This is a genomic window from Pedobacter jeongneungensis, from assembly GCF_039538295.1.
In the GTDB taxonomy this organism is placed as follows: domain Bacteria; phylum Bacteroidota; class Bacteroidia; order Sphingobacteriales; family Sphingobacteriaceae; genus Pedobacter; species Pedobacter jeongneungensis.
The window spans coordinates 214,582-233,286 of record NZ_BAABBY010000009.1 but is presented as its reverse complement, the minus strand read 5'-3'; the positions used below and the strand labels follow the sequence as shown (position 1 = coordinate 233,286).

Here is an 18,705-nt window from a genome sequence, read left to right as displayed (position 1 = left end):
ATCATATTTTTGCTGCTACGATTGAGCTGGTTTAAACCTGGTTTTATTAATGATTTTCTTCCAGTCAAAAAATCCAAAAATGGCAACCATAAATAAAAATGTGGTTAAACAGGCCATAAGCGGGAGTTTTTTATGAAAAAGTAGCGGAATGGCCACAATGTTCGAGATATTTAGAAAAATCCAGTTCTCTATTTTCCGCTTTGCCAACAACCACATCCCTGCCCAGGCCGTAGCAGAAACAAATGCATCGAATAAAGGAACGTCAGAATCAGTATAATGCCTTAATACAAGGTAAAGCAGCCCAAAACCAATAACTGAAATTAATACAGCTATGGTTAATTCATTACTACTGGACCACGACACCTGGTTTTCGCCATCCTGCTTTCTTTTTTTCCAGATTACCCAACCATAAACACTCATTACCAGGTAATAAATACTCAGCAGCGTTTCTGCATATAACTTTACGTTCAGCAATAAAAACATCGATAGTAAAATGGAAATTATGCCTGCTGGGTAAAGCCAGATACTGTTCTTTTTGGCCAATAGCACTTCTGCAACCCCAAAGCCAACAGCAAACCATTCGATTAAAGAAGTATGTACAATCTGCTCCTGAAAAAGCTTAAACCAATCCTGAAAATCCATTTACGATAAAAATTTGAAAACTGTTTTCAGGGCGAAACAGCGCGGTAATTTAACCTCTTCCTACGGCAGCATTATCTGCATCAGGTTCATTAGAAGATGTAGGGTTAAAAGTATAAGGTTAAATCTTCTACCTTAAGTCTTTTACCGTAAGCCTCTAAATGGGTATAATCTCAGCAAATTGATGGCAACAGAAATTGCAACATCAAAAGCACCCCTTTGAGCATTGCAAATATAGGCTTTTTTAATTTAAGGGCATTTTTAAGTCTGTTTATCCTTCATCATTTCATAATATGCTTATTATCAGCAAATATTAAACCGGCAAAATATATTTTTTTATATATTTAAAATCTAAATCATCCCATCTTAACATCCCATGTGCCTTATTAACCATTTTTTATGTGTTAGTTTATTAAAAAGGATATCCGGCATTTTCTGTTTTTTATTATTACACTTATCGGTTTCTGCGCAAACCAAACCCACGTTATTATTTAAACACCTTACGCTGGAAAATGGCCTGAGCGACCCCACCATACAAGCATTACACGTTGATAAAGATGGTTTTTTATGGATGGGTACCGAAAATGGAATGAACCGTTTTGATGGCAAAACCTGCATTACCTACAAAAACAAAAATAACCTTGCAGCTTTCCCGGGCAATTACATTACCAATATTATAGAAGATAAAAATGGCGATTTAATCATCGGTTCGCAAAGTAACCTGGCAAAGTACAACAGGAAGCAGGATAATTTCACACTTTATCATTTCAAAAAGGATGTTAAACTGAGCGACAATTATTACACCTTTCCTTTTTATATCGACAAACAGGAGGATCTTTGGGTTTATCTGGCGGGCAATGTTTATAAATACAGTAAGAAAGACGGTACGGCCAAATACATCACCACTTATTCTAACGGATATATTTTTACACCGGTTTCATTTTACAATAAGCTTGATTGGTTTATCAGCAGAGGAGTAAAAGGCATATACATCTATAAAACAGATGATGTAAAAGAACAGCATGTTCAGGAGTTTTTTATGAACAGCAACAATACAGCACTTAACAGTCATATCGCCGATGTTTATGTGGCATCAGATAGTTTGCTCTGGTTAGCCAGCGATAAGGGATTGATTAAATTAAACCTCAAAACCAAACAGCACAAGTGTTTTAACACTTACAAAACAGGTAAAAATATTGCTGCAACAGCAATAGCGAAATACCCCAATAAACCCTGGCTACTAATTGGCACAAGAAGCAGTGGCTTGCTGTTATTCGATCTGGTTAGCAAAAAATTTATAGCTGATTATACCCACCAATCAGATGATCCGTTTAGTTTATCGGCCAATTACATCAAAAAAATTTACATCGATCAAAAACAGAACCTGTTTTTAAGTATTAATGGTTACGGCCTTGATTATACCAACTTAAATAAGGTTATCTTTTCTCGCTATATAGATAAGGCCGATATTGTTTCTCCCAATTTTGAAAATGATATCAGCGTTATTATAAAACCAGAAAAGGGCGGAATCTGGTGCGGAACAAAAACCTCCGGTTTATTAATCTATAATCAGGATTTAACAAAACCATTAAAACATGAATTTTTAAAACTCGGTATCTCTCAACTTGTAGAATTAAATAACGGCAATATTTTAACCGGGCTTTCTAATGGCTTTTTCTTTGTTTACGATGCTAAGAAAGCAAGTTTTAATCAGTTAAAAACAAGCTTTTCTGAAAAAATGAACGGAAAAGTGCAGATTAACCAAATTTTAAAAATCGGAGCAAATTTATTTGCGGCTACGGAATACGGTATCGCCAGGGTTATTTTTAAAGCAAATAACGTTTTATATTTCGATATGGATCAGGGTATTAACAACGCTATATCATGGCCAAATATCCAAACCATCGTTCCTGTTGCACCAGATAAGGTTATTATCCAATCTTATTATACATCATTATACCTTGCCGATTTAAAAGACGGGAAATTTATTTTCAACAAGGAAATTGCAAGATCGCCTTACGGCATAAACGGAAGCATCCATATTGACGAAAGGATATACCTTGCTACTACATCGGGGCTTTTAATATTCAACTGCCATTCGTACAGCATTGAGAACGCCAGTTTAATTGATGCGAATTGCAGTAGTGTACTGGCGGACGGGCATGGCAACCTTTGGGTGGGCACCAACAACGGATTGTACATTTATAACCTCGCTACCTATAACCAAACCCGATACAGCATAGGCGATGGCCTGCAGAGTATGGTTTTTAATCCCAATGCGGCTGTGGCACTAAGCAATAAATTATTGGCATTTGGCGGAATCAACGGTATTAATATTATCGATCCTGTTAAATCGAATGTGTACACCAGCCGTTCTAAACCACAGATTACGGAGATCCTGATCAACGATCAGGTGCGGCCGGATATTGGCAACCCGATAACGACCCGCAGTTTAAAACTTCAGCACAACGAAAACACAATAACCATTGCATTTAGCACGATGGATTTTATTGACCCAACGCAAAGAAAAATTGTTTACCAGATGATTGGTTACGATAACAAAAAAGTGAGCGTTTTCGGGAGCAACAGCATCCGTTTCCCCAATATGCCATCGGGAAAATTTAAACTCATAATAACTGATGTTTACAGCAATGAAAAAACGGTTCTGCCTATTTTTATCAATGCCCCTTTCTGGCAAAAAACCTGGTTTATCATTCTTGGTATTGTCATTTTAACCATTATTTCTTTAATCGCCTTATTTATTTATCTAAAATGGGTTAAACACCTGCAGGTGGTACAATTACGGCAGATGATCAATTTCCAAAAGGCCGACCGGAAAAGGATTGCCGACGACCTGCACGATGAACTGGGCTTAAAACTCTCTACCCTAAAACATTATCTTCTGGCAGGCGATATTAATAAAATGATTGACGGTGGCGAACTGCGCAAATTATCGGCAGAATATATCGATTCTTCTGTAAACGTCCTGAGAAATACATTGATCAATTTAAGTCCTCAAACCCTTGATGAAAACGGATTAGTAACTGCCATGGAAGATCTTACAGATAGCATTAACAAAATGGGGATCATTAACATCCATTTTGATCATTCGGGTTTTACAGTTGCCCTTAAAAGCACCCCTGAATATGCCATTTACCGGATCTGCCAGGAATTGATTAACAATACGATTAAACATGCCGCTGCTAAAAACATTTATATCGTAATTATTAACCGCCACGAAAGGCTGATTTTACTTTATGAAGATGATGGGAAAGGATACGACCATAACGCGGTTAAACGAGGTTACGGCCTGTTTAATATTGAGGCGCTTATTAAAGCCATAAGGGCCGAACTAGACATTGATACAGCAATGGGAAAAGGAGTTGCGGTAACCATTTCGATTAACCTGAAAAGGATTTTAAAACCAAAAGTTAATGATTAAGATATTAATTGCAGATGATCATAATGTGCTGATTAACGGACTGAAGCTTATTTTGGCCGTTAGAAGTGATTTCAAGGTAATTGCAGTTGCCAACAATGGTGCTGAAGTAATCGATCTTGTTAAAAATGAACGACCCGATGTGGTTTTACTGGATATTAACATGCCGGTTTTAAATGGTTATCAAACCCTGGGAATTTTAAAGTCAGAATATCCGGATATTAAGGTGATTATTCTTTCAATGCTTAATGATAAAAGAAATGTACTGAATATGCTCGAAGCAGGTGCAAAAGGATATTTATTTAAGGATACAGACGATAAACATCTTTTTAAGGCCATTGATTGTATTTATAATGGCGAATATTATGTATCTGAAAGCCTCCGGAACATCCTTGAAGAGTTTTTATTAAGCAATAAGTATCAGGATAAAAAGAACAAACACCTCCTCTCCTCCCGCGAACTGGAAATTGTGAGCCTGATTATTGATGGCAATACCAATGCAGAAATTGCCGACCTGCTTTTTTTAAGCACCAGAACGGTAGATACGCACCGTAAAAACATCTTTTATAAACTCAGTTTAAACAATACTGCATCACTTGTTAAATATGCTTTAGAGAACAAGGCCTACCTCGGTTTACATTAATTTATGTTCATTTCATGTTCATTTAAAAAATACCGTAAAAAGCGTATTGAAATAACAGATTGCTTTCTGTCAATTTGTAATGATCATCCATTAATGCTCATTCCTTAATATCCCGGAAGAAGAATATTGTGGTTGAAATATAGAATGCTAATTCTATAAACCATTACAAACAAACTTCCTGCGCTCTATGAAAAAGGTATTTTTACTTTCTTTAATTTTTTTTCTGTGCCTGTTTAAATCTTATGGTCAGGCTACCCTTACCCGTAGTGTAGTGGCCAGCACAGGTTCAAGCGCACAGGTTGGAGCTACTTTAGTGCAGTTTACTGTTGGCGAAGTAGCAACCTTAACGCTGCAAAGTGCTGGTATTGTGCTTACACAGGGTTTCCAGCAGCCAGAAATTATAGCCTCCAACTTTATCCCAAATGCCGTTGGCAACATGAGGGTATATCCTAACCCTGCTGTTGGAAAAACCAAAGTAGATTTTGATTTATTGACTGATGGCAAAGTGGTGATTAACCTGGTAAACAATGCAGGGCAAATTGTGCATTCGAGCTCGGTTACCAGTCTGGCAGGCAAAATAGAATATGTAATACCATTAAACGGACTGGCATCTGGTGTGTACCACGTGGTACTTTATGTTAATTACCGGACATTTTCTGAAAAGCTCATCATACAATAAACCTAACTGCTAACTATCTAAAATACATCAATGAAAACGCTTATCAAAACTGCATACATTGTACTGATTTTGCTTTGCTCGGTCAATTACGCAAAGGCACAGCTTCAAAATCAATACAGTACGGTAACCACTGGTGCGGCCTTTTTATTAATTAGTCCCGATGCGAGGAACTCGGGTGTAGGAGAAGCAGGAACAGGCCTAACCAGCGATGCAAATTCTAATTTTATTAACGGGGCAAAACTCTCTTTCGCCAATAAAACAGGTATAAGTGTTTCATACGTGCCGTGGATGAGAGAGATTGACAAAAGCCTGCACCTCGGTAATTTAAACGCTTACCATCAGTTAAATGATAAAGAGGTAATTGGTGTTTCTTTAAGGTATTTTGATCAGGGCAGCATCAATTTCCGTGATGAAAACGGCGGACTGTTACAACAGTATAATGCCAATGAGTTTGCGATAGACGGAACCTATTCCAGAAAGTTCGGAAATAATTTTGCCATTGCATTAACCGGCCGCTTCATCAGAAGCGATTTAGGTAACGGCACGTTTAACGGTTTACAGGTAAACCCGGTTAATGCCTATTCTGCCGACATTAGTGTTTATTCTGAAAAAACATTGAACAACTCGCGCTATGCCTGGGGAGTAAGTTTAACCAATGTGGGTACCAAATTAAAATATTCTTCAGCATCATCAGGCGAATCATTTCTACCTATGAATTTACGCATTGGCGGCGGGTACACCTTGTTAAGAAACCAATCGAACAGCCTTACTTTTCTGGTTGATATCAACAAACTGATGGTACCTTCGCCCCCCAGGTATAAACTGGATGCAAACGGCATTGCAACAAACGAAATTGAAAAAGGAAAAGACCCGGCCAGAAGTGTACCAAGTGCCTTATTCACATCACTTTTTGATGCACCAGGTGGTTTTAAAGAAGAAATATCAGAATTTACCATTGCCGGCGGGATGGAGTTTGCCTACCTGAACCAGTTTTTTCTCCGCACCGGATATTTTTACGAAGACCCTGAAAAGGGCAACAGGCAGCATGTTTCTGTTGGCCTTGGACTAAAAGTTAAACCTTTCCAGTTTGATATGAGCTACATCGCGCCAACAGCAAGGCGGTATGTGCTTAAAAACGGAATCAAATTTACCTTAAGCTATGCCATTGATTAATACTAAACCCTACTAAACAACCTATAAAAATGAAAAAATTATTTTTCCTGGCGATACTGATCGTTATTGGTATTGCAAATGCAAAGGCTCAGAAATCAACCATTAACACTTTATTCCCTAATAAAGAGACCGAAATTGCGGCTCAAAAGCAGAAGGAAGATGTTGCTAAAAAAGATGTTGCTACACCTACAAAACAAAGGTTGTTTCAGAATTATACCCAGGGCGCACAACGGACATCTTTTTCTGCCGCAAAAAGGAAAGCGGTAAACAATACCAAAACGGTTTCCGAATCAGAAATTAAGGTTGATAAAACCGAACCAAAAGCAGAGGTTAAACAACCGCCTATGCAACAGGAAACCAGTACAAAACAGTAAAACATACATCTAATACCTCTTTACTTAAATTATTCAACATGAAAAAGTTTACGCTCATAGTTGCGGTTACCCTTCTCTTTTTTGGGAAATTATTTGCTCAAAGTGGATTAACAGGAATCAACTATCAGGCAGTTGCCCGCAATAACGATGGAACCGTACTTGCCAGACAAAATGTGAAGGTGAGGATTTCGATACTTGGAGCAAGTGCCAACGGCCCTGTTCAATATCAGGAAAGCCATGATCTTACCACAAACACGTTAGGTCTTTTTACCTTACAAATTGGTAAAGGAAGCCCATCAACAGGAACTTTAACAGGTGTGCCCTGGCAAAATGCAAATCAGTATTTAAAGGTAGAACTGGCCATTGGTGGTGGTGCTTTTACCGATTTGGGCGCAACACAATTAATGAGTGTACCTTTTGCCTTATATGCAGCTTCAGGTAACCCCGGTCCTGCAGGTGCTACAGGCCCTGCCGGTCCAACCGGAGCATCAGGCCCAATTGGCCCTCAGGGATTGGTAGGTCCGGTAGGTCCTGCAGGTGTACAGGGGCCAATCGGATTAACAGGTGCTGCAGGCCCAATCGGTCCGCAAGGATTGGTAGGCCCTACAGGTGCAACTGGTCCTGCAGGTGCTATCGGCGCAACCGGTCCCGCAGGAGCTACAGGTGCTATCGGCCCGGTAGGTCCCGCCGGAGCACAAGGTCCGGTGGGTCCGGTTGGTGCAACAGGAGCAATAGGTCCTGCAGGCCCTGCTGGTGTTCAGGGTACTCAGGGGCCAGTAGGTGCAACCGGTCCTGCCGGTCCAATCGGCCCCGTTGGCCCTGCAGGCACATTAACTGGAGCTGCGGGTGGCGATTTAAGCGGAAACTATCCTAATCCGGTTGTAAAAGGCCTGCAGAATGTTGCTATTGCAGCTACAGCGCCAACCAACGGGCAGGTTTTAAAATATAACGGAACAACATGGGCGCCCGGAACAGATGCCGGCGGTTCGTTAACGCTTCCGTTTTTGGCTACAGAAAATTCAGCGCCTACATTATTTTCGATCACCAACAATGGCGATGGAACATCAGTTGAAGGTATAAATAACACCACATCATCCAGCATTGCTGCGGTGAGGGGAATTGTAAGTTCGACTGCACCTGGCGGTTTTTCTTCAGCTTTGCGTGGTATTAATAATGGTACGGGTGGTTTAGGCATCGGCGTGTGGGGAAGTCATAACGGAAGCGGATGGGGTGTTTATGGGGTAACGCCTAACGGCCTGGGCGTTTATGGTAACGCGAGTGCCGCAGGAACCGGTGTATATGCCAATAGCAATACCGGAACAGGATTAACTGCAACTTCTACCAATGGAATTGCTGCCAGCATTTCTGTTTTTAATAATTCAAATACAAGCAATGTATTAAATGTAAATACAGTTGGAAATGGAACAGTAATTAATGCTTCAACAACAGGCAATGGCATCGGGGTAAAAAGCTCTACCGGTAGCGGTTTAGCCATAAACGGGATTACAAGTGCGCAAACTTCAGCTGGTGTTCTGGGTCAGAATACAGGTGGAGGAGAGGCTGTTGTTGGTTTAACCACCAGTGATATCGCCGGAGCTGTAGTTGGCCGTAACGATGGCGGTGGATACGGTGTTCGCGGCTTTATAGCCACTAATACTACAGGCACTGGTGTGGGTGTGCAGGGCGAAGTAGGAAACAGCGGAAGTAAAGGTTTAGCCGGCCGCTTCATTAACACCAATGCAGCAAATACAGATGTCAATACTTTTGAGGTAAACTCTAACGGTAATGGAAATATCCCCGATAATACGCTTGGTAATGCAGCTTCATTTAAGATCGATAACACCAACAGTGTTGGTGCTGCCGTTCGCGGAGAGGTAAATACCATATTCGGAAACTTTGGTGCGTCGGGTATTTTTGGTGTATCATCCGGAACCGGAGGCAGGGCAGGTTTATTTTATGCCTCCAACCCTGCGGGTAACGGTGCAGCACTTATTGCTTTAACCGATGGTAATGGCAATGCAATTACGGCTAATGCGGGTAAAAACGGTAATGCTGTAGAAGCCAATGTTGATGGTACAGGAGATGCGGTATATGGCTGGGCGCCCTCATTTAGTACAGGGCGTGCGGCTCATTTTGAAAACTTTAACACAGCTAACACAAGTGATGCTTTAACCGTTAAAACTGTTGGTAATGGTACAGCGGGTAATTTTAAAGTAGATAATACCCAGGGCACTTCTGCTGCTGTTAAAGGTGAGGTAAATTCTATTTTTGCAAACTTTGGTACAGCCGGAGTTTATGGATTATCATCCGGAACGGGTGGTTATGGCGGGTTGTTTTATTCATCAAATGCTGGTGGAAACGGACCTGCACTTATTGCACTTACTGAAGGTAATGGTAATGGAATTACCGCAAATGCCGGTAAAAACGGCAATGGTATTGAAGCCAATAATGATGGAACAGGAAATGCAGTATATGGCTGGACACCGAATTTCGGAACCGGCAGGGCTGGCCGTTTTGCAAATTTCAATACTGCTAATGGTAATCCAACGCTTCATGTATCTGATGCCGGTACAGGCACAACCATATTGGCTAACCATACTGGCGCATCAGGAGATGTTTTTATTGGTCAAAGCTCGGGTGCCAATGTTATTAGGATCAACAAAGCCGGAAAGGGATTCTTTAATGGCGGTACACAAACCGGAGGTGCCGATTTAGCCGAAGCATTTGATGTAAACGGAGAAACAAAAGATTTTGAACCAGGAGATATCCTTATTATTTCTACCGGTAAAGACAGAACGGTAGAAAAATCAAATGGTGCTTATTCTAATCTGGTAGCTGGTGTTTACGCCACTAAACCCGGAGTTTTGTTAACAGAAGAAAACATTGATTCGGAACTTGTTGGCAAAGTGCCTATGGGCGTAATCGGCGTAATCCCTACTAAGGTTAGTTTAGAAGGCGGAGAAATTAAACGGGGCGATATGCTGGTAACCTCATCAACAGTTGGTGTAGCCATGAAAGCCGATTTAAACAAGGTTAAAGTAGGTCAGGTTTTAGGTAAAGCCCTGCAGGATTTTAACCAGCAAACGGTTGGAAAAATCCAGGTATTGGTAAGTATTAAATAACGTTCTACAATTTTAAGGGAAAAGGCTCCGGATTTACATCCGGAGCCTTTTGTTTTTTGGCATTGTCATGCTGAATTTATTTCAGCATCTATCCTGCTATTGAGATCCTGAAACAAGTTCAGGATGACGATTTGCGGAAGAAAAGTCGTCATTTCGACTGGAACGCAGTGGAATGCCTGCCCGTACAGGCGGGGAGAAATCCATCTCGAGATAAATTTAGCTTCGCTGAGCACTTAAGTAGTTCACGGCAACGTTGCACTCCGCTTGAAATGGCGATAATTTTGATATTAAAACAACCCCAACTGTCCCTTATCATCTGTATTGGTAATTTCTAAATCAACCTTCTTGGCCAGCTTTCCCTAATCATTAGGCAGCACTCTTCTTTTTTCAATTGGTTTGCTCTATATTTATAAAAAGCTAACATCATGAAAATTTCACTCTCACTCTTTCTTTTATTTTTCTGTCCCTCCATCTTATTTGCTCAAAAATTAAATTACAGCGCTTCTTTGCAAAAAGCTTTGCTATCAGCACATTATTTAAAAAAGGATGTTTTGATAATCTTGAATTCAGAAAACACAAATAATGAAAAAGAAAATCCACTTTTTAGCGATCAGGAAATCATTAATAAAATAAATCTTCATTTTGTCACTTATAAAACAAATTATGGTGATACTACTTTAAAAGCAATAAATGAGTATTATAATATCGAAAACTGCCCAAACTATCTTTTTTTACATAGTAATATGGAGCTGTTTTACAGAAACTTAGAAGTAGATGCTCCCAAAGAACGATTTGAACAGATATTGAATTATGCAAAAGAAGCCTCACAACAAATAACCATTAAGAAAGCGAAAGAAGATTATCTAAAAGATACTTCAGATGTAACTAAATTAAAACAGTTAATAGATGTACTTAAAAAACAAGGCGTAACAAATAATGCCTATTATATAGAACAATATGCCAAAAAACTAGGCCCGGCTTCTTTTGATGATTATCAAACCGTATTATATATTCTTGAGGCAGGTCCAACAATTAACAGAATCGCTTACAATAAAGCCTTTACAAACAGAACTATTATAGATAGCATTTTTAAAAAGGAATCATCGCAAAAAAGAGGTTTGATCTTAAATGTTATCGCCAACAATACAATGACCAATGCAATAAAAACAATTTGTTTGGCCGATGCCCAGAACACAGCTAATTTTTATAAAAACCAATGGAAAAATAACGAATATAACGGGCAAAAAATTTACAATGAAAAAATGCTTTTTTATTATAATGCTGTTAAAGACACCGCTAACTATTTTGAAATAGCTACCAATCACTACGATAAATATTACATGAGTATTGAAATTGATAGCGTTAGACGATTAAAATTATTAGAAAAAACAAACAGTGCATTACGTTTTAAACCGGGATGGAAAGCCAAATCTTTTCCAAACGGATTGAATGAGGCAGCCTGGAACTTTTATTCATCCGGGACCAGAAATCAGAAACGCCTTTTAAAAGCTGTAAAATGGAGTAAAAGAGCTATTCAGTTAGATCCAAATGCAAATAACTACGATACGCTGGCACATTTATTTTATTCATTAAAAAATTTCAGGAGAGCTATTAAAGCTCAGGAAATTGCAATAAATATTGCAAAAACCAATGGGCTTTCAACAAAGGATTATTCTGAAAGCTTAATGAAAATGAAGTCAAAAACTCTCTAGTTAAGAAATACTATTATATAGATCTCTCCACTGCGGTCGAGATGAGATTATCCTATTTTTTAAATCTGCGCTTCTTTTCTGCGGCATCTGCGGGAACCACATCAATAGTTCCCCGCAGATCTAACAAATTCGAAATATTAAATCATTGACAAATTAAAAATGACAACTCTTTTTTAATAACAACAAAAAACGGTCGTCCCCCTGAATTCATTTCAGCATCTATCCTGCAATTAAGATCCTGAAACAAGTTCAGGATGACGATTTGCAGAAAAAAAGTCGTCATTTCGACTGGAACGCAGTGGAATGAAGAAATCTATCTAGGGATAGATTTCTCGGCTACCTTTCACTCCGCTCGAAATGACGACTCTTTTTGAATAACAACAAAGAGGGGCCGTCACCCTGAATTCATTTCAGGGTCTTACATCTGAGATTTTCCATCCAATAGGAGCTATCGGATCAGGATGACGATCTGCAGAAGAAAAAGTCGTCATTTCGACTGGAACGCAGTGGAACGGAGAAATCTATGTCGGGATAGATTTCTCGGCTACGTTGCACTTCGCTCGAAATGACGACTATTTATTTAAAGCAAAATAAGACAGCAGTCTTTAATATCTAAAACAACCCCAACTGCCCTTTATCATCCATATCTATATCATCCGGATTGGTAATTTCTAAATCAATCTTTTTTACTGGTTTTTCTTCTATTTTATCTTCTGCTCTAGGCGCTTCCTTTTTAACCGGTTCGGGTTTTGGCTTTTCAACCACAGGTTTTTCTGCTGCCTCAGGTTTTTCTACTTTGGCAACAGGTTCTTCTGTACGTTCGAATTTCGGTTTTGGTTTTTCAGCCTCAGGTTTTTCGGTTACCTCTGTCTCCGTTTCAACTTCTGTTGTGCTTTCTTCTGCAGCAGCATCTTCCCCGTCGGCAGGTCTATCTTCCTCGCCTCCTTCCTCAACAGTTTCTTCAACTTCTTCTATAATCTCCGGCTCTTCGAGCGCCACTTTCTGAATATCATGAGGAGATAAACGGTTTCCGTTAGCCTTTAAACCCTTAACATCGATGAGTTCTGACAGGGTTAAATCCAATGTTTCAGGAATCTGAGTTTTTCCCTTTAACACATCAACAATTACCCTGGCGCCGGGGTTCGAAGTGAGGTACAATAGTTTCGATTTCTGCTCTTCACTGATGATAATCGTTTTCCGGCCATTAGCCTGCAGCTCGAACACAAAACGCTTTATAAAATAATTCTGTGCCTTGCCATCAAAATGTACGGCGGCAAAAACCTTTTCAGGATCAAACTTTTCAATCACGATCAGGCCATCATCAAAATGGTTGCTCAGTTCAAAAGAACTTAACTCGTAGTAACCATCTTTATGTACCTGCAAAATGCGGTCGTCGCCATCAAATTCACCCAGGTATTTCCCACGACCATCAACATTCAGGCGTTTCAGCAGGTCGTCATACCAGATTTTTAGTCCTGATAAAGTAGAAACACCTTTACTTTTCAGTACAATTTTCTTCACCGGATACTTCGAAACAATATTTCCCTGCGAACCACGGCCTTTAATGGCCACTTCTGCAAAATCAAGATCGAACTGCAGTTTGCGCAGCTTAGAGTGCGGTTTCAGGGCAACGTTTACAATTTCGGCCTCACCATTCGGGTTGGCAGTAAAATATAAAACTTTAGATCCTTTCGAACCCTTGGTTAAATCGTATTCCTTATCCCGGGTTACGCCAACTACGGCGAACCTCTTAATATATGATGTACCACTGGCGCCATCCTTGTAAACCATGTTGTAAATGGTACGCTCATCGTTTTTCTTAAATACCTGTGCGTGAATGATGTTTTTACCCACAAAGGTCTTATCGGCCACTTTGGTAATAATGCATTTTCCATCCTCACGGAAAACAATTACCTCATCAATGTCCGAGCAATCGGCAACGTGTATATCTTTCTTTAGTCCCGATCCTGTACCGATAAAACCATCTTCCCTGTTCATGTAGAGTTTCACATTGGCAAGTGCTACTTTCGAAGCCTCTACCCTATCGAACAAACGGATTTCGGTTTTACGTTCCCTGCCTTTTCCATATTTATCTTTCAGCTTCTGGTACCAGGCAATGGCATAATCGGTAAGGTGTTTTAAATGGTTTTTAACCACTTTAATTTCATCTTCCAGGTTTTTCATCTGCTCATCAGCCTTTTTCACATCAAAACGGGTGATGCTGCTCATCGGCTTATCAATCAGTTTTTTAAAATCCTCCGGCAAAATTTCGCGGTAAAGTGAGGGTTTAAAAGGATCGAATAAAACATGTAAAACCTCCACAACCTTTTCAAAATTGGTTGAGTTTTCATATTCAGGATTTTTATACATCCCCTCCTGAATAAATATTTTCAATAAAGAGCTAAAGAAAATCTTTTCCTGCAGTTCATGCAGACGGATTTCGAGTTCTTTTTTAAGTAAGCTTTTGGTGTGTTTTGTATTTTCAATCAGGATATCGTTTACACTTAAAAAGTGCGGCTTATCTCCCTGAATAATACAAGTATTTGGCGAAATCGACACTTCGCAGGCCGTAAAAGCGTAAAGTGCATCGATGGTTACATCGGGCGAGATACCCGGTGCCAGGTGCACCACAATTTCTACGTTGGCCGCGGTATTATCCTCAATTTTTTTAATCTTGATCTTACCCTTATCATTGGCCGATAAAATACTATCAATTACCGAACCCGTTGTGGTACTAAAAGGAACTTCGGTAATGACCAGCGTTTTCTTATCTTTTTCCGTAATTTTTGCCCGAACACGGATTTTACCCCCACGCTGACCTTCATTATAGTTGGAAAAATCGGCCATACCACCCGTAAAAAAATCGGGCAATATATTGGGGCGCACGCCCTGTAATGCTTCAATTGAGGCATCTAACAACTCGATAAAGTTGTGTGGCATTACCTTGGTGGCCAAACCTACCGCAATACCTTCGGCGCCTTGCGCAAGCAATAAAGGAAACTTAACCGGTAAGGTAATTGGTTCGTTGTTACGTCCATCATAACTCAGCTGCCACTCTGTAGTATCCGGATTAAACACCACCTCGTTGGCAAATTTCGATAAACGCGCTTCGATGTAACGCGGTGCAGCAGCGCTATCGCCTGTAACCGGATCGCCCCAGTTACCCTGCATATCAATCAACAGGTCTTTCTGCCCGATCTGCACCATCGCATCGCCAATAGAGGCATCACCATGCGGGTGGTACTTCATCGTGTTACCGATTACGTTAGCCGCTTTGTTAAAACGCCCGTCATCCATCTCTTTAAGCGAGTGCATAATACGGCGTTGAACAGGTTTTAAACCATCGTGAATGTGCGGAACAGCCCTATCGAGAATTACATAAGACGCATAATCGAGAAACCAGTTTTCGTATAAACCGTTAATTGGGGTTATGGTATGTTTGTGCTCTTCGTTTACGTTTTGATCTAATTCTTCACTCATTTATTTACAAAAATTGGCAGCCGTAAATATAATAAAAATGATTGCACAGAATGAAGTGAGGTTATTCACATTTCGATCCTTCTACCACACTCAAGGATGACAATTTAATAAAACGACCGTCATCTCGACTGGAGCGAAGCGAAATGGAGAGATCTATCCTAATAGTAGTTCCAAGATAGATTTCTCCGTTCCCCAATATTCTGGACAGGTTACGGACGAAATGACGATCGGGAGGATACCTCTCTCTAAATTTGTTTGTGTTGATTTGGAAAGCAGGGTTCCGTAAGTTTTATTAAGTGTTACTTCCGGCTTTCCGATACGATCTTTTTTGCCCACAACCTACGCTCAGCCTGCAAAAAAGGATCTCCTCTCCAATCCGGTTTATAAAAAAGTTTTGTGCTACTATTTAGGGTTGCATGGTGCATAAAATTAACCTTTATAAATTAATAAAAATTAACAATTGCATATAAACTATTGAGCTTATATTGCTTAAATGTCTTACATGGTAAAATAAGGCTAATAAAAGATCCTTCACAACGTTCAGGATGAAAGATTTAATAGAAAAATCGTCATCTCGACTGGAGCGAAGCGAAATGGAGAGATCTATCCTAATAGTAGTTCCAAGATAGATTTCTCCGCTCCCAATATTCTGGACAGGTTACGGTCGAAATGACGATTGAGAGGATACCTCTCTCTAAATTTGTTTGTGTTGATTTGGAAAGCAGGGTTCCGTAAGTTTTATGATGGCTACTTCCGGCCTTCCGATACGATCTTTTTTGCACTCAGCCCCGCGCTCAGGCAGCAAAAAAGGATCTCCTCTCCAATCCGGTTTAGGAAAATAGGTTTGTGGTACTATTTGGGGTTGCATGGTGCATAAAATCAACCTTTATAAATTAATAAAAATTAACAATTGCATATAAACTATTGAGCTTATATTTTCTTAAATGTCTTATATGGTAAAATAAGGCGAATAAAAAATCCTTCACTGCGCTTAGGATGACAAAAAAAATTATTCCAGTCCCAACAACACACCCGAAACATTCCAGGCACTGGAACTACCACCTTCAGGTTTACCCATCGGGATGGTTACTTTTATCGTGTGCGTACCGGCCTTTAAATCACCCAGGCTGATCCAGTTCGGGTTGGTAACCGTACCCGGACACCAGTTCGATCGGCTTAAATCAGATGAAGATAGCCCGCTTTCGAAATTTCCCGAAGCCGGATTCGATAAACGGTACGATCCGCAGTCCTGCCGCCATGGCGTAAAAGCAAAAGCTTCCTTTTCATCCAGCCAGATCGTATTTTTCTTCGGTACAAATTCATCGCCATTTCCCCAGCCGCCATGTCCGGTGGTAGTGTAACGCAGCTTCGCATCCTTTAAATCTTTAGCTAAAGTGAAAGAAACTTCCAAACCTTTTTCGCTGCTAAACATGGTTGCATATTCCTGTCCGGCCATTTCCATTACATTGGTCGAGTTAAACAAAGGTAGAATCACTTCTTTGGCTTCTTTCGGCCTTCCGCCATTGTGTAGCGTAATGTTTAACGAAACTTTATGTCCACCTTTATCATAGTTGCCGATAAAAACAGCTACCCAGACTTCTTTTCCATTCACCAGTTGAAATAGTTCTGAAACATCCTGTCTGTAATACACTTTCTCCGCCCAGTTTTTATCCTTTAATTTTAAAGTATTGTATTTACCCACACCAAAAGGCGTAAAAAAGCGCATCAATTCGATTACCGGATCATAATTAGCCGTAGCTACCACCCCCTGGTATTGCTTCCCGTTCCCGTTATCATAAACAGGCAGTGCCTTAACCGAGTTTTTAAGCGCATCCATCAAACTGATCTGCTTATCTGTTGGAATAATAAACACCGAACCCGTTCTGTCATAAGCATCACCGTTCGATTGCTCCGTTAAATCAACAAAAACATTTGGGTTGGCCAGTTCAGGGAATTTTACCTTTCTGGCGATTACCGTACCTCCTGCAAAGCGAAAAATAGAATCGTTTGATTGTGGTTTATCTATAAAGTTAATCTGTTCATTATTGAAAACATTTAAGGTGGTAAACCTGCTTTTCCAAAGGAGGTCTTTATAAGTTAAACCATCTCTTAGTTTCGAAGTAATTTTTTCAAGGTCAATTGGTTGTGCCTTTTTAACCTCTTCAATTTTTGTAGCGGTTACATAACTATTGCCATTACGCACCTGCTCTAAAACCAGCCCCAGGCTTTGACCTAAACTCGTTGGCGCCGCTTTTATAACAGCATCGGTAGTGTACCATAAATCGATCCGGTTAGAATTGACCACTGTTGTTGCCCTTTTGCAGGTATAACCCAAAATCACTTTGGTTTCAGTACCAAACTCAAAAACCTGTTTTGCAATTGCAGCGCTATCAGCAGTGGCAATCTGGTTGTTTACACCTAAATCTGCCAGTTGAAATAAAATATTTTCGGGTTTGGTTACGATGCTTTGCTCATAAGGATATTTCGCCTTACGATCAAGAATAGACGCATTACTGATTAAGTTTTGCTTTGCTGAAACAATCACCACTGCAGGATTCCGATCTTCCTTTGGTTTCCCATCAGCCGAACGAAAATAAGTGATTTTATAAACTGCGTTACTTTTAAGTACCGACTGAGCGCATGCACCGAAAGAAATAAAAACGGAAAGCGTAAAAATGTAGAGATGCTTCATTGTGGTTAAAAAACCAAATATAGAAAATAAGTCGGAGGTCCGGGGGCGGAGGACGGAATTAGACGTCAATAAAAAGCGTCGTCATCTCCAGGCCAGAACGTCCAAATATTCGGGAGAGAGATCTATCTCGAGATAGATTTTGCTTCGCAGAGCCTTCGGTTTCTCGACTCCGCTGCACACCGCTCGAAATGACAGTAAGGAGATTTTCGCAATGAAATGAAGGTCATTCATAGGCACGAACCTGCCTCCTACTACCGCTCCAGCCTATCCTCAACAAAAGCAAAAGGCAATAAACTTTTCACACTTGGTACTTTAAGTACTTCTCCGTTTAAACAATAAAAAATCACTTCAATCGGTGCATTCTGCTTACGCTCGAACTCTGCCATAACCTGCAGGCAGCCCCCGCAAGAAGTAATTGGTTTTAAAATTTCAAAATTATCTGTTTGGGCCGTAATGGCCATGCTTTCAATTACTGCCTCCGGGTAAGTAGAACCAATACTAAAAAGCGCTACGCGTTCGGCACAAAGCCCTGATGGGTAAGCCAGGTTTTCCTGGTTACTGCCCAGTATGGTTTCGCCCGAAGCCAAGCGGATAGCTGTGCCCACACGGAACCTCGAATAAGGAGAATAAGAACTGGCTAAAGCCTTCTCAGAAAGTTCACAAAGTGCACGGTCTTCCAATGTTAATTCTCCGATACCGGCATATTGCTCAAAAGATATATTCAGATTTATTGATTTCATTTTTAACTATTT

General features: G+C 40.1%; 11 protein-coding genes. 7 read left to right on the top strand and 4 right to left on the bottom strand.

The window, feature by feature from the left end; all coding sequences use genetic code 11:
• Window positions 1-15 precede the first annotated feature (15 nt).
• Window positions 16-642, bottom strand: coding sequence for a nicotinamide riboside transporter PnuC (gene pnuC, locus ABD769_RS18645; protein ID WP_344852875.1), 627 nt, complete (start codon window positions 640-642; stop codon window positions 16-18).
• A 373-nt stretch (window positions 643-1,015) separates the two neighbouring features.
• On the opposite strand from pnuC, the gene ABD769_RS18640 reads away from it, so the two are divergent.
• The 7 genes from ABD769_RS18640 to ABD769_RS18610 all read left to right on the top strand — a co-directional run bounded on the left by ABD769_RS18640 (window position 1,016) and on the right by ABD769_RS18610 (window position 11,781).
• On the top strand, window positions 1,016-4,081 hold the full coding sequence (locus ABD769_RS18640; RefSeq protein ID WP_344852874.1) for a two-component regulator propeller domain-containing protein: 3,066 nt from the start codon (window positions 1,016-1,018) through the stop codon (window positions 4,079-4,081).
• On the top strand, window positions 4,074-4,721 hold the full coding sequence (locus tag ABD769_RS18635) for a response regulator transcription factor (protein WP_344852873.1): 648 nt from the start codon (window positions 4,074-4,076) through the stop codon (window positions 4,719-4,721). Before ABD769_RS18640 ends, ABD769_RS18635 begins: the two co-directional genes overlap by 8 nt.
• A 187-nt stretch (window positions 4,722-4,908) precedes the next feature.
• Complete coding sequence (locus tag ABD769_RS18630) at window positions 4,909-5,400, top strand: T9SS type A sorting domain-containing protein (protein WP_344852872.1); 492 nt, start codon at window positions 4,909-4,911, stop codon at window positions 5,398-5,400.
• Between the two features lie 30 nt (window positions 5,401-5,430).
• A complete protein-coding gene (gene porV, locus ABD769_RS18625) occupies window positions 5,431-6,573 on the top strand; it encodes a type IX secretion system outer membrane channel protein PorV (RefSeq protein ID WP_344852871.1) in 1,143 nt (380 codons plus the stop codon).
• Between the two features lie 29 nt (window positions 6,574-6,602).
• Complete coding sequence (locus ABD769_RS18620; RefSeq protein WP_344852870.1) at window positions 6,603-6,947, top strand: hypothetical protein; 345 nt, start codon at window positions 6,603-6,605, stop codon at window positions 6,945-6,947.
• A gap of 38 nt (window positions 6,948-6,985) precedes the next feature.
• Window positions 6,986-10,069 (top strand): collagen-like protein, encoded by a 3,084-nt coding sequence (locus ABD769_RS18615; RefSeq protein ID WP_344852869.1) that lies wholly within the window; start codon window positions 6,986-6,988, stop codon window positions 10,067-10,069.
• A gap of 425 nt (window positions 10,070-10,494) precedes the next feature.
• Entirely contained in the window at window positions 10,495-11,781 is a 1,287-nt protein-coding gene (locus ABD769_RS18610; RefSeq protein WP_344852868.1) for a hypothetical protein, read from the top strand.
• 612 nt (window positions 11,782-12,393) lie between these two features.
• On the opposite strand, the gene ABD769_RS18605 is transcribed toward ABD769_RS18610, so the two are convergent.
• The 3 genes from ABD769_RS18605 to ABD769_RS18595 all read right to left on the bottom strand — a co-directional run bounded on the left by ABD769_RS18605 (window position 12,394) and on the right by ABD769_RS18595 (window position 18,693).
• Entirely contained in the window at window positions 12,394-15,261 is a 2,868-nt protein-coding gene (locus tag ABD769_RS18605) for a DNA gyrase/topoisomerase IV subunit A (RefSeq protein WP_344852867.1), read from the bottom strand.
• 1,009 nt (window positions 15,262-16,270) lie between these two features.
• On the bottom strand, window positions 16,271-17,953 hold the full coding sequence (locus ABD769_RS18600; RefSeq protein WP_344852866.1) for a PNGase F N-terminal domain-containing protein: 1,683 nt from the start codon (window positions 17,951-17,953) through the stop codon (window positions 16,271-16,273).
• Window positions 17,954-18,204: 251 nt separating this feature from the next.
• Window positions 18,205-18,693 carry a cytidine deaminase gene (locus ABD769_RS18595; protein ID WP_344852865.1) on the bottom strand — a complete coding sequence of 163 codons (489 nt, stop codon included), beginning with the start codon at window positions 18,691-18,693 and terminating at the stop codon, window positions 18,205-18,207.
• Window positions 18,694-18,705: the final 12 nt, after the last annotated feature.

Coding starts and splice junctions, on each gene's coding strand:
- ABD769_RS18610 (WP_344852868.1), top strand. CDS start 10,495: ATGAAAATTTCACTCTCACTCTTTCTTTTATTTTTCTGTCCCTCCATC.
- porV (WP_344852871.1), top strand. CDS start 5,431: ATGAAAACGCTTATCAAAACTGCATACATTGTACTGATTTTGCTTTGC.
- ABD769_RS18630 (WP_344852872.1), top strand. CDS start 4,909: ATGAAAAAGGTATTTTTACTTTCTTTAATTTTTTTTCTGTGCCTGTTT.
- ABD769_RS18595 (WP_344852865.1), bottom strand. CDS start 18,693: ATGAAATCAATAAATCTGAATATATCTTTTGAGCAATATGCCGGTATC.
- pnuC (WP_344852875.1), bottom strand. CDS start 642: ATGGATTTTCAGGATTGGTTTAAGCTTTTTCAGGAGCAGATTGTACAT.
- ABD769_RS18615 (WP_344852869.1), top strand. CDS start 6,986: ATGAAAAAGTTTACGCTCATAGTTGCGGTTACCCTTCTCTTTTTTGGG.
- ABD769_RS18605 (WP_344852867.1), bottom strand. CDS start 15,261: ATGAGTGAAGAATTAGATCAAAACGTAAACGAAGAGCACAAACATACC.
- ABD769_RS18600 (WP_344852866.1), bottom strand. CDS start 17,953: ATGAAGCATCTCTACATTTTTACGCTTTCCGTTTTTATTTCTTTCGGT.
- ABD769_RS18640 (WP_344852874.1), top strand. CDS start 1,016: ATGTGCCTTATTAACCATTTTTTATGTGTTAGTTTATTAAAAAGGATA.
- ABD769_RS18635 (WP_344852873.1), top strand. CDS start 4,074: ATGATTAAGATATTAATTGCAGATGATCATAATGTGCTGATTAACGGA.
- ABD769_RS18620 (WP_344852870.1), top strand. CDS start 6,603: ATGAAAAAATTATTTTTCCTGGCGATACTGATCGTTATTGGTATTGCA.